Source organism: Oscillibacter acetigenes, assembly GCF_025567605.1.
In the GTDB taxonomy this organism is placed as follows: domain Bacteria; phylum Bacillota; class Clostridia; order Oscillospirales; family Oscillospiraceae; genus Oscillibacter; species Oscillibacter welbionis.
Genome location: NZ_JAOQKG010000003.1, coordinates 159,370 through 175,235, shown reverse-complemented (window position 1 = coordinate 175,235; position 15,866 = coordinate 159,370). Strand labels below are relative to the sequence as shown.

Here is a 15,866-nt window from a genome sequence, read left to right as displayed (position 1 = left end):
CCGGCGGCTGCGCGGAGTATCTGCCCGCAAGTTGACACCGTTATGGCTGATTACCGCACCGAAGCGCCGCAGATTCTGCGGGACTTTCTCTCGTACCACGAGACCATCAAAGCCCACTCCAAGCGGACCGTGGACGAATACTTTCTGGACCTGCGGAATTTCTTCCGCTATCTCAAGCAGACCCGGGACCCGTCCCTGTGTGACCGGTCTCTGGATGAGATCGACATTATGGACGTGGATCTGGACTTCGTGGCCTCCGTGACCCTGACGGACATTTACGGCTACATGACGTACCTCAGCCGGGACCGGGTCCAGCACCAGAACAGCCGGAATTCCGGCTACGGCCTGAACGCCGCGTCCCGGGCCCGGAAGATCGCCACGATCCGGTCGTTTTACAACTACCTCACCAATAAGATGCACTTACTTCGTGAAAATCCTGTCAAAGATATGGATTCTCCGAAATTGAAGAAAACCCTGCCCAAATACCTGACCTTGGACGAGAGCATCCAGCTCTTGGACTCCGTGGACGGCAAAAATCAGGAGCGGGATTACTGTATCCTGACGCTGTTCCTCAACTGCGGGCTGCGGATCAGCGAACTGGTGGGTCTGAACCTCTCCGACATCCAGGAGGATGCCCTGCGGGTTCTTGGCAAGGGCAACAAGGTCCGGATCATCTACCTGAACGACGCCTGCCAGGACGCCATCGCCAAATATCTGGCAGTGCGGCGGCCCATCACCGGCCGGGACGCAAACGCCCTCTTCCTCTCCTCCCAGAACGAGCGGATCAGCCGCTCCACGGTCCACGCCATGGTGAAAAAGCGGCTGGGTCAGGCGGGCATCGACCCGGCGGAGTACAGCTCCCACAAGCTGCGGCACACCGCCGCCACGCTGATGCTGCAGAACGGCGTGGACGTCCGGGCCGTCCAGGAGGTGCTGGGCCACGACCATTTGAACACCACGGAAATCTACACCCACATCGACAACGAATCCCTGCGGATAGCTGCAAAGGCAAATCCCTTGTCACACGTGAAAAAATCAAGGAAAAAGCAAAAGGAAACCGGCTGAGAGGCGCTCCCTCCCAGCCGGTTTTCCCTGTTCATTTTGCGCAAACGATTGCCTAAGGCCGGATGGTGCCCAGTACGTGCAGAAACCGGATGTCCTGGAACGTGTAGGTGGACAGGGGCCGGTTGTCGGCGTCGTAGCTGTGGGCGGCGATCAGTACCGTCTCCAGGGTGATGGGCGCCGTCACCCGCACCACCACCGGCGTATGCTGGAACTCCTGGCCGTTGAAGCTCAGCTGCACCAGGTCCCCGGGCTGCAGGTCCTCCAGGGCGCAGGGCTGGGCCACCGGCCCCACGGAGGGCGCCTGCCTGGTCATGAAATTCCAGAAATAGGGCACCCCGGTCCAGGAGGGGGACTTCTGGTTGGCGTCGATGTAGTACCAGCCGAAATCCGGGGTGAAGTTCATCACACCGCTGCCGGCGAACACACACTGAGACGCGAAGTTGGTGCAGTCTCCCCCCACGTTCTCGTAGTCGTAAAAGGCCGGGTTCCGGCCATAGGCCCACTGGTGGGCATACAGCACGGCGGCACTGCGGTCGTAGTCTGCAAAAAAGCGCATGGGCTCCCCTCCTCTTCCCGCCATTGTATGCGAAAGAGGGACGTTTGGTCAGTTGGGAGTTCGGAATTCATGTGTTCTGCTGCAGGCGGAACAATTGGAATGGGTCCGGCAAAGCCGGACCCAGAAATTGCTCATTCCGCATGATTCCTCATTCCTAATTCGCTCCGATAGCGCTCCGCCTGGTCCAGCAGCTCTCCGGCGCTTGCCAGCAGGGCCTCTGTCACGCGGCTGCCGCCGGTGATCCGGGCCAGCTCCGCCTTCCGCTGCTCCCAGTCCAGCAGCACCACACGGGTATAGGTGCGGCCGTCTCGCTCCCCCTTCTCCACGGAGAAGTGGGTGTCCGCCATGGCGGCCAGCTGCGGGAGGTGGGTCACGCACAGCACCTGCTTGCGGCGGCTGACCTGGGCCAGCTTCTCCGCCACCTTCTGGGCCGCACGGCCGGAGACGCCGGTGTCCACCTCGTCGAACACCAGCGTGCCGATGGACTCCTGCTCCGCCAGCACATTTTTCAGAGCCAGCATGATCCGGGCCAGCTCACCGCCGGAGGCGATCCGGGCGATGGGCTTCAAGTCCTCCCCGGCGTTGGCAGACATCAGAAACCGGACGGCGTCACAGCCGTCGGGGCCCGGCTCCTTCTCCCCGAAGTCGATGGCGAACCGGACCTTGTGCATGTCCAGGTCCCGGAGCTCGGACTGGATGCGCTGCTCCAGAACGGCGGCGGCCTCTTTCCGGGCGGCGGTCAGCTCCGCCCCCGCTGCCAGGACGGCCTTCCGGGCCTTCTCCAGCTGCTGTTCCAGCCGGGCCAGGGTGTCGTCCGCCGTCTCCATATCATCCAGCTCCCGGCGGCACTTGTCCAGGTAGGCCAGCATCTCATCCACCGTGGCGCCGTACTTCTTTTTCAGCCGGTACAGCAGGTCGGACCGGCTCTCCACCGCGTCCAGCTCCGCCGGGGAGAAGTCGAACGCCTCCCGCTTGTCCCGAATGATCTCGGCAAGGTCATAGGCTTCACACCGCAGCTGTTCCAGGCGCTGGTACAGCTCCCCCATGTCTCCGGAGAGCGTGCGGACACCGGCGAGGGCCTCTTCCGCGTCCCGGAGGGCGGAGACGGCGCCGCCTCCCTCCTCCCCGCCGTTCAGGCAGTAGTCCGCCCCCGACAGGGCGGAGAGGTACTTCTCCCCGTTCCGCAGCAGGTCCCGCCGCTCTGTGAGGCTCTCCTCCTCGCCGGGCACCAGCTGGGCCCGCTCCAGCTCGTCGATCTGAAAGCGGAGGCTGTCCATCCGCCGGGCCTTCTCCGCCTCGTCCATCTGGAGAGCCCGAATCTTCGCCTGTAAGTCGGCCATGGCTTCATAGGCCGTCTGATACCGCCCCAGGGGTGCCTCCGTCCGGCCAAAGCGGTCCAGATAGCTCAGGTGCTGCTCCTCGTCCAGCAGCTGCTGGCCGTCGTGCTGGCCGTGGATGTTCAGCAGCTCTTCTCCGATCCTGCGCAGCTGGGCCACGGTGACAGGGCGGCCGTTGACCCGGCAGAGGTTCTTGCCGTCCCCCGTCAGCTCCCGCTGGAGCAGCAGGTGGCCGTCCTCGTCCGGGGCAGCTCCGGTCTCCGCCAACCCGGCCAGATCACCGGGCACCTGGGAAAATTCGGCGCTGACAAAGGCCCGGTCCGCGCCGGTGCGGACCAGGTCCCGGGAGGTGCGCCCGCCCAGTACCGCGCCCATGGCGTCGATGACGATGGACTTGCCGGCGCCGGTCTCGCCGGTGAGGGCGTTGAAGCCGGGGCGGAACTGGATGTCCGCCTCCTGGATGACCGCGATATTCTCAATGTGCAGAAGCTCCAGCATGGGACTCCTCCTCTGAAAAAGCGCCCGGCAGGTCCGCCGGGCGCGGCAATGTCAGCTGATGAACATGGCGTCGCCAAAGGAGAAGAAGCGGTATTTCTCCCGCACCGCCTCCTCATAGGCGGCCAGCACGTGCTCCCGCCCGGCGAAGGCGGACACCAGCATGATGAGGGTGCTCTCCGGCAGGTGGAAGTTGGTCACCAGGCCGTCCATCACCTTGAATCGGTAGCCGGGGTAGATATAGATGTCCGTCCAGCCGGACTTGGCCTCCATGTGTCCGTCCTCGGCGGCCCAGGATTCCAATGTCCGACAGGAGGTGGTGCCCACACAGATGCACCGGCCCCCGCCCTTCCGGGTCTCGTTGATGAGGTCCGCCGTCTCCTGGGGGATGGTGCAGTACTCGCTGTGCATGGGGTGGTCCTCAATGGTGTCCTCCTTCACGGGCCGGAAGGTGCCCAGGCCCACATGGAGCGTCACATACCCGATCTTTACGCCCTTGGCCCGGATCTTCTCCAGCAGCTCCGGGGTGAAGTGGAGCCCCGCCGTGGGGGCGGCGGCGCTGCCCAGGACCTTGGAGTACACGGTCTGATACCGCTCCTGGTCCTGGAGCTCCTCCTTGATGTAGGGGGGCAGAGGCATCTTGCCCAGCCGCTCCAGCGTCTCCAGAAAGATGCCCTCGTAGTCGAAGCGGATCAGGCGGCCGCCCTCCTCCAGCTGCTCCACGATCTCGGCGGTCAGCTCCCCGTTGCCGAAGGACAGTCTGGTGCCCTTGCGGAGCTTCCGGCCCGGGCGGACCAGACACTCCCACACCTTGTCTCCCCTGTCGTTCAGCAGCAGCACCTCGCAGATGCCGCCGCCGGGCAGCCGCTGTCCCACCAGACGGGCGGGCAGCACCCGGGAGTTGTTCAAAATCAGGCAGTCGCCGGGGTTCAGGTAGTCCGGCAGGTCGTAGAAATGGTGGTGTCCCGTGGCGCCGCTCACCCGATCCAGGGTCATCAGGCGGGAGGTGTCCCGCTTCTCAATGGGGGTCTGGGCGATCAGCTCCTGGGGCAGGTCGTAGTAAAAATCACTGGTCTTCATGTTGCTTCCTTCTCATTACCGGACACGGATGCCGGTGAAATAAAATTCCAAAATGTCGATGTAGTCGTGGCCCTGCTCCGCCATGGCCCTGGCGCCGTACTGGCTCATGCCCACGTTATGGCCGTTTCCGGTGCCGGTGATGGTGATGCCGCCCCGGGAGGCGGAGCCCCGCCCGCCGGAGCTGCCGCCGGTGAGGTCCGCCGTTCCGGAGGCGGAGATGGCGGCGTGGTCCTCCCCCTCCAGGCGGCTGACGGTGCCGCTGCCGGAGATGACGGACGCACCGTCCAGAGCCGACAGGGTGCCGGAGGCGCTGTTCACCGCGTAGCTGCTGCCGCCCCCGGTGCCGCCGGTGATGGTGAACCGCAGGCTGGGGACGTTCTTGCCCAGGGTGGTGCTGTAAAAGGCCATCCGGGCATCGTCCCCCGTGCGGACCAGGGTCTTTCCCCGGCTGTCCACAAAGGTCACGGAATACACGTTGCCCAGATCGGTGACTTCCGATACATAGGCGTCCACCACGTCCCCGATGTCGTAGCCGCTGTTCTGCAGCACCCAGGTCAGCTCCTCCCAGGTATAGGTGACCGTCCACCTGTAATCAGGAATGGAGATCTGCGCCTCGTAGGGGTCTTCCTTTCCCCGGAGATAGGGCACGTCGGTGCCCCAGACGTTCTCCGCGTCCTCGGTGGCGCCGCCGTCGGAGGAGTGGTAGTAGGCCTGGGCCAGCTCGCCGTCATAATAGAGGCACTCCCCCTCCGTCTCCTCCACCGCCCGGTCCGTGGCGGAGGTGGCCTCACCGATGCCGCTGTACGCCTGGCAGTCTGTGGAGCTGCACACGTCGAATCCGTAGGCGGACAGGTGCTTGGTGGTGAGGCAGGCAAAGGTCCGGGCGCACACGGCCTGGGCCTTCAAGGCCTCCAGCTCCCAGTTCCCCGGCATTTCAGAGGGCAGAACGCCCTTCACATAGTCCTCCAGGTCCACCACGTTCACCACCTGCAGCCCGCCGCCGCTGACGGTGTACTCGAACCCGCCCCGATAGCGGTTCCCCCGGAACCAGGTGACGGGGTCCCGGCCCTGGGGCATCACGGCCAGGGTGTCCTCCCTGCTCTCATAGAGGACCCGGTCTGTGCCGGTGATGGTCACCTGGATGCCGTCCCGGCCTGCCGGCTCCATGGTGATGGCGGTCTCGTCCGTCTCACCCAGGGACACGAAGGTCCGGTCGTCCTCGAAGTACCCGAACTCGTAACCGCTGCCCTCATCGTTTTCCAGGTTGGCGGAGGACATGACGGAGGAGCCGTACCGCAGCCCCACCTTCACCGTATCATTGGTGACGGCGGAGGCGCTGACAGTACCCAGGGCGTAAAATGTCACAATCAGCGACAGCAGGAACAAGCCTTTTTTCATGGAACCTCCCCAAGCCATGCACCTTGACGGAATCGCGGAAGTATGCTAATATATGTACAAATGTCCGTGCTGGAAGTACAGGCTTTCTACATCAATATGGATCATTATAGTACATTCCGGCGCCATATTCAACCAAAATCGACGGAAGGCATCGCGTTTTTCCGCCGCAACATGGGAGCAGGAGGCACATACTATGAAACAGTACAAAGTCGGAATCATCGGCGGCACCGGCATGGTGGGCCAGCGCTTCATCACGCTGATGGAGCATCACCCCTGGTTTCAGCTGACGGCCATCGCCGCCAGCGCACGCAGCGCCGGCAAACCTTACGCCGAGGCGGTGGCGGGCCGCTGGGCCCTGGACGTCCCCATGCCGGAGGAGGCCAAAAATCTGGTGGTCCTGGACGCGGAGCAGGACGCGGAGCGGCTGGCCTCCATGGTGGATTTCTGCTTCTGCGCCGTGGACATGAAGAAAGAGGAGATCCGGGCCCTGGAGGAGAAATACGCGAGACTGGAGTGTCCCATCGTCTCCAACAACTCCGCCCACCGGTGGACCGACGATGTACCCATGGTAGTCCCGGAGATCAACGCGGACCATCTGGCGGTGATCGAGGCCCAGCGCAAGCGCCTGGGCACCCGCCGGGGCTTCATCGCCGTGAAGAGCAACTGTTCGCTCCAGAGCTACGTCCCGGCCCTGCACCCCCTGAAGAAGTACGGCCTGGACAAAATCCTGGTCTGCACCTATCAGGCCATCTCCGGCGCCGGCAAGACCTTCCAGCGCTGGCCGGAGATGGTGGATAACTGCATTCCCTACATCGGCGGCGAGGAGGAGAAGAGCGAGCAGGAGCCGTTGAAGCTGTGGGGCCGCGTGGAGGACGGGAAGATCGTCAGGGCCGACGGCCCCTCCATCACCGCCCAGTGCTTCCGGGTGGCCTGCCAGGACGGTCACATGGCCGCGGTGTTTATGAAATTCGCGGACGGCAAGGCCCCCTCCATAGAGCAGATCAAGGCCGACTGGGCCGCCTTCCGGGGCGTACCCCAGGAGCTGGAACTCCCCTCCGCCCCCAAGCAGTTCCTCCACTACTTTGAGGAGCCTGACCGGCCCCAGACCCGGCTGGACCGGAACCTGGAGCACGGCATGGCCGTGTCCGTGGGCCGCCTGCGGCCGGACACCCAGTACGACTACAAGTTCGTGTGCCTCTCCCACAACACCCTGCGGGGCGCTGCGGGCGGCGCGGTGCTCCTGGCGGAGCTGCTGTGCGCCAAGGGATACATGGACTGATTCCATCTCATACATCCACAAAAGAGACGGCTTGCCGGAGTTGGCAGGCCGCCTCTTTTATCCTCAGACCTGCATCAAATTTAGGAATTGGAAATTTGAAATGGAGGTGTTCCGCCGCAGGCGGAACGATTTTAAATTTCCAAGCTCCACCGGGCACCAAAATTTCTAATTCCCCATTTCCAGCTGAAAAGGAGCGTGTGTACATTGAAAAAGCCTCTCTTCACCGGGTCCGGTGTGGCCATTGTCACGCCCTTTACCAAAGAGACCGTGGATCTCCCCACCCTGGGGAAGCTGCTGGACTTTCAAATGAAAAACGGCACCGACGCCATCATCGTCTGCGGCACCACCGGCGAGGCCAGCACCATGAGCTACCGGGAGCGGATGCGGACCATCGAGTTCTGTGTGGACCACGTGGACGGGCGGCTGCCGGTGATCGCCGGCACCGGCTCCAACTCCACAGAGAACGCCCTGGCCCTGTCCCGGGACGCGGAGCGGGCCGGGGCCGACGGATTGCTGCTGGTGACGCCCTACTACAACAAGGCCAGCCAAGCCGGGCTCATCCGCCACTTCCAGGTGATCGCCGACGGCGTGGATGTGCCGCTGATCCTGTACGACGTACCCTCCCGCACCGGCGTCACCATCGCGCCGGAGACGTATGCGGAGCTTGCCAAGCACCCCAACATCAACGGCGTCAAGGAGGCGGGGGGCAATTTCTCCAACATTCAGAAGACCCGGAACCTGTGCCCGGAGGACTTCTCCATCTGGTCCGGCAACGATGACGAGACAGCGGCCATCTGTATGCTGGGCGGCAAGGGCGTCATCTCCGTAGTGGCCAACGTCCTGCCGGCGGAGATGCACCGGCTGACGGAGCTGTGCCTGCGGAACGACTTCGCCGCCGCCGGAAAGCTGCAGCTGGAGCTGAAGGACTTCTGCGACGCCATGTTCTGCGACGTGAACCCCATCCCCGTCAAAACGGCGCTGAACCTGCTGGGCTGGGACGTGGGCCCCCTGCGCCTGCCGTTGTGCGACCCCACCGAGGCCGGGCTGGAGAAAATCAGGGCGGCCCTGGAAAAGCACGGGCTGACCTCCAGAGTATAAGCCACAGCCGCCCGGCGAAAGCCGGGCGGCTGCTGTTCGGTTTATTTCCGGGTACTGCCGCCGTACTGCTCCGAGGACAGGCGCACCTGGGCCTCTCCATCACCGATGCCGGTGATTTCCACCGTCAGCTTGTTCCGCAGGTCGGCGCTCTCCCCTTCCTGGACCTGGAAAGCCCGGACCAGCGTCTCTCCGGCGGGGATGCGAACCATGGAGAACAGCTCCTGGTTGATATGGCCCACGGTCCAGGGGCGGAAGACACGCACCAGGATGTCCTGGTCCCCCTGGTTCTCGATCACCAGGGCGGCATAGGGCAGCTCCGGCATGAAGTGGAAGGTGTACGTCAGATCCGCCCCCTGGAGGGCCACGCCGTCCACGAACCGCCCCAGATAGGCGGCTGGATCCAGCACCGCCGGGTCCACCTCGGTGAACACCCCGCAGCTGACGCCATACTCCGGCACGGTGGGCGTCTCCATCTGCCGCTGGATGAGTTCCTCCCGGATGGGCGAGTCCTCTTCCAGCCCGTGTCCGACGATGACGGAGGTGCCGTCCCCCACCTGAATCTCCGCTTTCTGGTTGCCGATGGCGATGATGCGCTCCGTGCCGTCTTCGTTCTGCGTGGTCCTTCTGGAGAAGAACTCAGCCCCCGTCCAGTAGATGGGCTGGCCGTTCCCGTCCAGACGGGGATTGCCCTCCGCATCTACGGCCGCCTCAGTGCCGAAATCAATGCAGTTCAGGTCCTCCCGGTACACCGCGCCGTAGACCATGTCCAGCACCTCCGCCGCGGTCTCGGCGCTGATGAAGTAGTGGTCCTCCCCGTTTTCATCAGTGTAGGTCAGCACAGTGGGGATCTGCGCTCCGTCCTCCGTAGTCCAGGCAGCGCCGGCAGGTACCTGTTCCTTGCCGAACAGAGCCACACCCGCCTCGCCGTAGGCCACCTGTCCGTTCAGCGTTCCGCTCTGAGGGACAGCGGGCGGCCTGGTCTCCCCCGCCAGGGAGGCCCCCACCAGCCCTACCAACAGCAGCATGGTGCTCATGCCCGCGATAAAGGGAATGTAATTGCGTTTCATCAGATTCCTTCCTTTCCTGTCACCAGGTCACATTCCTGGCAATCTCCAGCAGCTCTTCGGCGGACAGGCCCTTCCCATGGAGGGCGAAGATGTAGGGCCCGTCCGTCCACAGCAGGTCTTTTTCTGTGCTGTCCGTCTCCTCTTCCACCAGCAGGCCCAGGCGGCCGTTGACCTCCACCTCAGAGCCCTGGCAGGCGGTCCCCTTGGAACCCACCAGGTCCTCTCCCTGGGTCTGCATCAGGGTGAAGGAGGCATCCTCCCCCCTTCGGTACGCCAGACTTCGCTCCCCGCGGATCTCACTGGTGCTGCCGCGGACCAGGATGAAGCCCTCCGGCACACAGCGCAGTTGGGCGTCCTGGAAAGGCCGGGTGGTGGTGTGCTCCAGGCGGATAACGTACCGCAGTTCCCCGTCTGTCTGGGACCAGTAGATCTGGCAGTCCGTCCGGTCCCCCGCCCCCACGGAGAGTCCCGCCGCCAGGGCGCCCAGCACGGCGGCCGCCGCCAGCAGGGCCCGCCAGTGCCGCCGTCTCCGCTGACGGCGGAGCAGCGTCGCCATCCGGGCCTCGAAGTCCGGGGAGAAGTCATGGACGCAGTCCTCCCGGTCCGGCAGAGCGGAGAGGAATTTCTCCGCCGCCTCCGGCGCCGCCGCGTACAGGGCCTCCTCTGAGATCATCATGGCGTCTCCCCCCTCTCATCCAGAATTTCCGCCAGCTTCTTCCGGGCCCGGTGCAAGGTCTGGGTCACGGCATCAGGGGTGGCGGAGAGAAATCCCGCGATCTCCCGGGCGGAATAGCCGTTGTAGTATTTTAGCAGAAGCACCTCCCGGTACCGGGGCGGCAGGGATGCCATGGCATCGGCCAGACCGCCGCCCTCCGGCGGTGCGGACCAGACGGTCTGTTCATCCAGCTCCGTCTCCGGATGGCGCTGGCGGGAGCGATATAGATCGATGGCCTTCCGCTCCGCCACCGTCACCACCAGATTCCGCGTCCGGGGACAGGGGCCGTCGGGGATAGTCGCCATGTGCTCCGCCAGCTTCACGAAGGACTGGTGCACCGCGTCCTCTGCGTCTTGTGGATTTTTCAGGATGTGATAGGCCACATGGTACATGAGGCCCCGGTAGGCCAGGTACAGCGATTCAAACCTGGTCCGATCATCCGCTGTCTCCATGGTTGCCAGATATTCCAGCATGGCGTTCCCTCCTGTCCCTCTGCTCTCTATGACGCTGGAGCGGGCGCAAATCTGACGGCCGGATTTGAAAATTCATGAAAACAGGCGGGAGAACTCCCGCCTGTTCTGCTATGCAGCGCCCAGCTCCGCCTCCTGCTGCCGGACCGAGGCCTCCATGGCCTCCAGGCTGTCCAGGGACAGCAGATCGCTGAATATATAATTCTGCAGCTCCAGCCCCGGAATACCAGTCTGGAACTCCCCGTTTTCCGTGCTGGCCAAAAGGATGCTGTCCTGGAGGAGACCTCGCAGCTCCCAGAAAAACCCGGCGATGGCCTCCGGGTCAAACTGGTGTTCCTCCCGGCCAAAGTTGATGTCAAAGGTTACCGACCTGTTGTCCGATGTGTATGCCTGCCCGTTCCCATCAAAGGCCCACAATTCATAGGCGTATTCCGCCCAGCCCTGGTACATCTCCGGCTCGTATTGCAGCAGGTAGTCCTCGCCATAGATCTTGCAGGCAAATACGCTGGTCCAGCCGGCATGGGACGGATGGGCTCCGGCGGACCACAACTCCACGCCGTCCTGCCGGATGACCTGCAGGATATACCAAGCGGGATAGTAATCTGTCTCCGGGGTGAGCACCGTCACCAGCTCCGTGGTCTCCGGCATGCCGTCGTGGTCGAAGTCGTAGTCCTCCGACAGTACCTCTGTGGTCTGTTCCAAAGCGGAGCCAGACAGCGTTCCGTCCTGGTTCATACGCACGGTGCAGCGGTAGGTGTGGGGCTCCCCTGCGTCCCCACCCCGGCCGACCGTCAGCAACAGGGTGTCCATGTCCGGCCATGTGCCCCAGTCCTCCGGGAGAAATTCGTACTCCGGGATGGGGCTGCCGTCCGGCAGGGTGAAGTCCCAGCTGATCCAGCAGGCGGTGGAGATGACCTTCACCTGGGTCCAGGTCCGGCCGCCATAGGCGATAGCCACCAGATTATTTGCCGGAGACCACCGCGCCGACTGCCAGAGCGCCCCTTGGTCCTGCCAGAGAAGTTCACCGGTCTCCGTGTCCACGATCTGCAGGAATTCCGGCACCACGTATCCGCTGACATACATCTCACTCTTTCCCGCTGTCCGGACCTGGAACCGCCCGTTGGGGGACAGAGTCTCTCCCTCCACCTGGGCTACCGGTGCGGCCTCCAGAGGCGCTTGGTACTCCGCCGTCTCCTGCCGCTGTGCCGCCATTTGGGGGGACGCCACCCCCGCTGTGACCGCCGTGATAACTGCCAGTGCCAACACGCCAAAAATCCGCCGTTTGTCCATGAAAAACCACCCCGCAAGCTGTTTTGCAAACAGTTTACAGGGTGGTTTTGCCTGATGTCAACTACAATCCAGTAACAGCTCAGCCGTTCAGCCGGGCAAGCATCTCCTCCCGGGCCCCGGCGATATACGCATCGTAGGTGCACATCTTGTCGATGAGCTTCCCGTCCACGAACTCCATGACCCGGTTGGCGATGGTCTGGACAAACTCATGGTCGTGGCTGGCGAAGAGGACCACGCCCTTGAAGTCGATCAGGCCGTTGTTGACGGCGGTGATGGACTCCAGGTCCAGGTGGTTGGTGGGCTGGTCCAGCACCAGGGCATTGGAACCGAACAGCATCATCCGGGACAACATGCACCGGACCTTCTCGCCGCCGGAGAGGACCTTGACGGGCTTGTACACGTCGTCGCCGGAGAACAGCATCCGCCCCAGGAAGGACCGCTTGAAGGACTCGGTGCCCTCCTCCGCGTTGTCGGCGGTGTACTGGCCCAGCCAGTCCACCAGATTCAGGTCGCAGTCGTTGAAGAAGGCGGAGTTGTCCAGGGGGAAGTAGCTGGTGGTGATGGTGGTGCCCCACTTGAAGGTGCCCGCATCCGGCTCCAGCTCCTCCATCAAGATCTTGAACAGCGTGGTGGTGGCGATCTCGTCCTCCCCCACGAAGGCGATCTTGTCGCCCTTGTTCACCCGGAAGCTGACGTTGTCCAGCACCTTCCGGCCGTCTACGGTCTTGGTAAGGCCCTCCACCGCCAGAATCTCCTTGCCCGGCTCCCGGTCCATCTTGAAGCCCACGAAGGGATAGCGCCGGGAGGAGGCGGGCATCTCCTCCACCGTCAGCTTGTCCAGCAGCTTCCGGCGGGCGGTGGCCTGCTTGCTCTTGGACTTGTTGGCAGAGAAGCGGGAGACGAACTCCTGGAGCTCCTTGATCTTCTCTTCCTTCTTCTTGTTCTGGTCCCGGATCAGCCGCTGCATCATCTGGCTGGACTCGTACCAGAACTCGTAGTTGCCCACATACATCTTGATCCCGCCGTAGTCCACGTCCACGATATTGGTGCACACAGTATTCAGGAAGTGGCGGTCGTGGCTCACCACGATAATAAGGCTCTCGCACTCCAGGATGAAGTCCTCCAGCCACTCCACGGCGTGGATGTCCAGGTGGTTGGTGGGCTCGTCCAGCAGGATGATGTCCGGCTTGCCGAAGAGGGCCTGGGCCAGCAGCACCTTCACCTTCTCCTTGGCGGTCAGCGTGCTCATCTCGCTGTACAGAATGTCCTCGGATAATCCCAGGCCCTGGATCAGGCGGCTCACGTCGCTCTCAGCCTCCCAGCCGTCCATGTCGGCAAACTCCGCCTCCAGCTCGCTGGCCTTCACGCCGTCGGCGTCGGTGAAGTCTTCCTTGGCGTAGAGGGCGTCCTTCTCCTTCATGATATCGTAGAGCCGCTGGTTGCCCATGATGACCGTGTCCAGCACCGTGTACTGGTCGTACTGGAAGTGGTCCTGCTTCAAAACGCTCATCCGCTGATCCTTGGAGATCACCACCTCGCCAGTGGTAGGCTCCAGATCCCCGGAGAGGATCCGCAGGAAGGTGGTCTTTCCGGCGCCGTTGGCGCCGATGATGCCGTAGCAGTTGCCGGGGGTGAACTTCAGGTCCACGTGCTTGAACAGGGTCTGTCCGCTGAAATTGAGACTGACGTCATTGACTGTGATCATAGCTTGTATCCTTTTTCATATCTGCGTATTTCATCGCGGCAGTAGGCGCGTTTTCCGCGCCTGCTGCCGCTCTGTGATTCGATTAGCCCTCTTCCGCGATCTTGCGGCCCATGAGGGTGCCCATGACAGAGGCCATCATCAATCCCCGGGTCCAGCCGGAGCTGTCGCCCAGACAGTGGAGGCCCTGGAGGCTGGTGTTGAAATCGGTGTCCATCTTCACCCGGTTGGAATAGAACTTCAGTTCCGGGGAGTACAGCAGCGTCTCATAGGCGGCGAAGCCCGGCACCACGTAGTCCATGGCCTGGATGAAGTTGATGATGTTGGTCATGGCCCGGTAGGGCATGGCGGCGGTGATGTCACCGGCCACGGCGTCCGGCAGGGTGGGCCGGATGTTGGACTGGGCCAGCTCCTTCTGCCACGTGCGCTTGCCGTCCAGAATGTCCCCGAACCGCTGGACCAGGATCTGGCCGTTGGCCAGCATGTTGGTCAGCTCGCCCACCTTCTGGGCGTAGGCGATGGGCTGGTTGAAGGGGATGGAGAAATTGTGGGAGCACAGGATGGAGAGGTTGGTGTTGTCGCTCTTCAGGTCCTTGTAGGAGTGGCCGTTCACCACTGCCAGGTTGTTGTCGTAGTTCTCCTGGCTGACGAAGCCGCCGGGGTTCTGGCAGAAGGTGCGGACCTTGTTCTTGAAGGGCTTGGGATAGCCCACCAGCTTGGACTCGTACAGCACCCGGTTCACCATCTCCATGACCTCGTTGCGGACCTCCACCCGGACGCCGATGTCCACAGTGCCGGGGGCGTGGGCGATGTTGTGCTCGGCGCAGAGCTTCTCCAGCCAGTCGGCGCCCCGGCGGCCGGTGGCCACCACGGTATGCTTGGCGTAGATCTCCAGGTCCGTCTTGCCGTCGGAGATGGCCACGCCCTTGCAGACCTCGTTCTCCAGGATCAGGTTGCTGCACTCATAGCCGAAGTACATCTCCACCCCGTTCTCCTGTAAGTACCGCTCGATGGCGAGGTAAATGCCCTGGGCCTTCTCGGTGCCCATGTGGCGGATGGGGCAGTCCACCAGCTTCAGCCCCGCCTGGATGGCCCGGCGGCGGATCTCCTTCCGCTCCTCCTCGTGGCCCAGGCCCTCGATGTGCTCATCCGCGCCGAACTCCAGGTAGATCTGGTCGGCGTAGTCGATGGTCTCCTGGGCCAGGTCCGCCCCGATCAGGGTGGGCAGGTCGCCGCCCACCTCATAGCTGAGGGAGAGCTTGCCGTCGGAGAAGGCGCCGGCGCCGGAGAAGCCGGTGGTGATGTGGCAGTAGGGCTTGCAGTTCACGCACTTCTTGGTCTTGTCCTTGGGGCAGTGGCGCTTTTCCACCGGCTGTCCCTTTTCCACCATGACGATCTTCTGGCGGCTGCCCTTCTTAATCATCTCCAAAGCGGTGAAGATACCGGCGGGGCCGGCGCCAACAATGACAACATCTGCGTTCATAGTCTTCTCTCCTCGTTTTTCCTCATTTGGCTGACAGGTCCACCCCGCGGCGCACCAGGGAATACGGCGGCACCGCCTTGGGAAGGTCCATATAGAATTTCATCTGTGGGGTGCGGGGTTCCACCAGGGGCGCCCCCGCCTCGTCCCGCATCTCCGGCACGGTTATGGAGAAGGGCCGCAGATCCGGGCCCACGATCTCCACCGTGTCCCCGGCGCGGAACTTGTTCCGCAGGGACAGCACGGCGTGCCCGGCGCTGTCGCAGTCCGTCACCACCGCCGCCACCTGCCATTCCCGGACATAGCGGGAAGTGGCGTAATACTGGCCCGGCGGGCCGTAGTAGAAGCCGGTGGAGTAGGGCCGGTGGCTCACGTGTTCCACCTCGTCCCGCCACACGGGATCGACGGACTCCCCTGCCGCCGCGGCGTCCAAACAGTGGCGGTAGGCCCCGGTGACGATGGCCGCGTAGTAGGCGGACTTGGCCCGGCCCTCGATCTTCAAACTGGAGAGGCCCGCGCCGCACAGGTCCCCCAGGTGGTCGATCATGCACATGTCCCGGGAGTTCAGGATATAGGTGCCCTGCTCGTCCTCAAACACCGGGAAATACTCTCCCGGACGCTTCTCCTCCACCAGGGCGTACTGGTACCGGCAGGGCTGGGCACAGGCGCCCCGGCTGGAGTCCCGGCCGGTCATATAGTTGGAGAGCAGGCACCGCCCCGAGTAGCTGACGCACATGGCGCCGTGGACGAAGGCCTCGATCTCCAGGTCCGCCGGGGTCTTGTCCCGGATGGTGCGGATTTCCTCCAGACTCAGCTCCCGGGCCAGGATCACCC

The 15,866-nt window shown here is 63.4% G+C and carries 15 protein-coding genes; 3 read left to right on the top strand and 12 right to left on the bottom strand.

The window, feature by feature from the left end; genetic code table 11:
• Positions 1-42 precede the first annotated feature (42 nt).
• The gene (locus tag OCV80_RS07585) at positions 43-1,065 is read left to right on the top strand and encodes a tyrosine recombinase XerC (protein WP_119310956.1); all 1,023 of its coding nucleotides are present in this window, start codon (positions 43-45) and stop codon (positions 1,063-1,065) included.
• 52 nt (positions 1,066-1,117) lie between these two features.
• Here the strand turns inward: OCV80_RS07585 and OCV80_RS07580 are convergent, their stop codons facing one another.
• From OCV80_RS07580 to OCV80_RS07565, 4 genes are all read right to left on the bottom strand, one after another.
• Entirely contained in the window at positions 1,118-1,621 is a 504-nt protein-coding gene (locus tag OCV80_RS07580; RefSeq protein WP_021751804.1) for an amidase domain-containing protein, read from the bottom strand.
• Between the two features lie 131 nt (positions 1,622-1,752).
• Positions 1,753-3,456, bottom strand: coding sequence for a DNA repair protein RecN (gene recN / locus OCV80_RS07575; protein WP_267288330.1), 1,704 nt, complete (start codon positions 3,454-3,456; stop codon positions 1,753-1,755).
• Positions 3,457-3,507: 51 nt separating this feature from the next.
• Complete coding sequence (queA, locus tag OCV80_RS07570) at positions 3,508-4,533, bottom strand: tRNA preQ1(34) S-adenosylmethionine ribosyltransferase-isomerase QueA (RefSeq protein ID WP_025545288.1); 1,026 nt, start codon at positions 4,531-4,533, stop codon at positions 3,508-3,510.
• A gap of 15 nt (positions 4,534-4,548) precedes the next feature.
• On the bottom strand, positions 4,549-5,931 hold the full coding sequence (locus OCV80_RS07565; protein WP_021750224.1) for a SpoIID/LytB domain-containing protein: 1,383 nt from the start codon (positions 5,929-5,931) through the stop codon (positions 4,549-4,551).
• A gap of 193 nt (positions 5,932-6,124) precedes the next feature.
• Between OCV80_RS07565 and asd the strand changes: the two genes are divergently transcribed.
• Positions 6,125-7,210, top strand: a complete 1,086-nt coding sequence (gene asd, locus OCV80_RS07560; protein ID WP_025545280.1) for an aspartate-semialdehyde dehydrogenase — start codon at positions 6,125-6,127, stop codon at positions 7,208-7,210.
• 7 nt (positions 7,211-7,217) lie between these two features.
• Here asd and OCV80_RS07555 read toward each other — a convergent pair whose 3' ends face one another.
• Positions 7,218-7,415, bottom strand: a complete 198-nt coding sequence (locus OCV80_RS07555; RefSeq protein ID WP_145985070.1) for a hypothetical protein — start codon at positions 7,413-7,415, stop codon at positions 7,218-7,220.
• On the opposite strand from OCV80_RS07555, the gene dapA reads away from it, so the two are divergent.
• Entirely contained in the window at positions 7,415-8,308 is an 894-nt protein-coding gene (dapA, locus tag OCV80_RS07550; RefSeq protein ID WP_119310959.1) for a 4-hydroxy-tetrahydrodipicolinate synthase, read from the top strand. The genes OCV80_RS07555 and dapA overlap by 1 nt on opposite strands.
• A 41-nt stretch (positions 8,309-8,349) precedes the next feature.
• Here dapA and OCV80_RS07545 read toward each other — a convergent pair whose 3' ends face one another.
• The 7 genes from OCV80_RS07545 to OCV80_RS07515 form a co-directional block, all read right to left on the bottom strand.
• Positions 8,350-9,375: a hypothetical protein gene (locus OCV80_RS07545; RefSeq protein ID WP_136891743.1), complete on the bottom strand. Its 1,026-nt coding sequence runs from the start codon at positions 9,373-9,375 to the stop codon at positions 8,350-8,352.
• Between the two features lie 19 nt (positions 9,376-9,394).
• A complete protein-coding gene (locus OCV80_RS07540) occupies positions 9,395-10,051 on the bottom strand; it encodes a DUF4367 domain-containing protein (protein WP_136891744.1) in 657 nt (218 codons plus the stop codon).
• Entirely contained in the window at positions 10,048-10,563 is a 516-nt protein-coding gene (locus OCV80_RS07535) for an RNA polymerase sigma factor (protein ID WP_021750639.1), read from the bottom strand. Before OCV80_RS07535 ends, OCV80_RS07540 begins: the two co-directional genes overlap by 4 nt.
• Before the next feature lie 108 nt (positions 10,564-10,671).
• On the bottom strand, positions 10,672-11,850 hold the full coding sequence (locus OCV80_RS07530; RefSeq protein ID WP_267288329.1) for a hypothetical protein: 1,179 nt from the start codon (positions 11,848-11,850) through the stop codon (positions 10,672-10,674).
• A 79-nt stretch (positions 11,851-11,929) separates the two neighbouring features.
• Complete coding sequence (locus OCV80_RS07525; protein ID WP_119310961.1) at positions 11,930-13,555, bottom strand: ABC-F family ATP-binding cassette domain-containing protein; 1,626 nt, start codon at positions 13,553-13,555, stop codon at positions 11,930-11,932.
• Positions 13,556-13,637: 82 nt separating this feature from the next.
• Positions 13,638-15,035: an NAD(P)/FAD-dependent oxidoreductase gene (locus OCV80_RS07520; protein ID WP_021750642.1), complete on the bottom strand. Its 1,398-nt coding sequence runs from the start codon at positions 15,033-15,035 to the stop codon at positions 13,638-13,640.
• Positions 15,036-15,057: 22 nt separating this feature from the next.
• Positions 15,058-15,866, bottom strand: an 809-nt coding sequence (locus OCV80_RS07515; RefSeq protein WP_267288328.1) for a peptidase U32 family protein, incomplete at its 5' end; no start/stop codon positions are given.

Excerpts from the sequence above, each read along its gene's own strand:
- OCV80_RS07555 (WP_145985070.1), bottom strand. The coding sequence starts at position 7,415 with ATGTACACACGCTCCTTTTCAGCTGGAAATGGGGAATTAGAAATTTTG.
- OCV80_RS07565 (WP_021750224.1), bottom strand. The coding sequence starts at position 5,931 with ATGAAAAAAGGCTTGTTCCTGCTGTCGCTGATTGTGACATTTTACGCC.
- recN (WP_267288330.1), bottom strand. The coding sequence starts at position 3,456 with ATGCTGGAGCTTCTGCACATTGAGAATATCGCGGTCATCCAGGAGGCG.
- OCV80_RS07545 (WP_136891743.1), bottom strand. The coding sequence starts at position 9,375 with ATGAAACGCAATTACATTCCCTTTATCGCGGGCATGAGCACCATGCTG.
- OCV80_RS07535 (WP_021750639.1), bottom strand. The coding sequence starts at position 10,563 with ATGCTGGAATATCTGGCAACCATGGAGACAGCGGATGATCGGACCAGG.
- OCV80_RS07520 (WP_021750642.1), bottom strand. The coding sequence starts at position 15,035 with ATGAACGCAGATGTTGTCATTGTTGGCGCCGGCCCCGCCGGTATCTTC.
- OCV80_RS07580 (WP_021751804.1), bottom strand. The coding sequence starts at position 1,621 with ATGCGCTTTTTTGCAGACTACGACCGCAGTGCCGCCGTGCTGTATGCC.
- OCV80_RS07530 (WP_267288329.1), bottom strand. The coding sequence starts at position 11,850 with ATGGACAAACGGCGGATTTTTGGCGTGTTGGCACTGGCAGTTATCACG.
- OCV80_RS07525 (WP_119310961.1), bottom strand. The coding sequence starts at position 13,555 with ATGATCACAGTCAATGACGTCAGTCTCAATTTCAGCGGACAGACCCTG.
- asd (WP_025545280.1), top strand. The coding sequence starts at position 6,125 with ATGAAACAGTACAAAGTCGGAATCATCGGCGGCACCGGCATGGTGGGC.
- OCV80_RS07540 (WP_136891744.1), bottom strand. The coding sequence starts at position 10,051 with ATGATGATCTCAGAGGAGGCCCTGTACGCGGCGGCGCCGGAGGCGGCG.
- queA (WP_025545288.1), bottom strand. The coding sequence starts at position 4,533 with ATGAAGACCAGTGATTTTTACTACGACCTGCCCCAGGAGCTGATCGCC.
- OCV80_RS07585 (WP_119310956.1), top strand. The coding sequence starts at position 43 with ATGGCTGATTACCGCACCGAAGCGCCGCAGATTCTGCGGGACTTTCTC.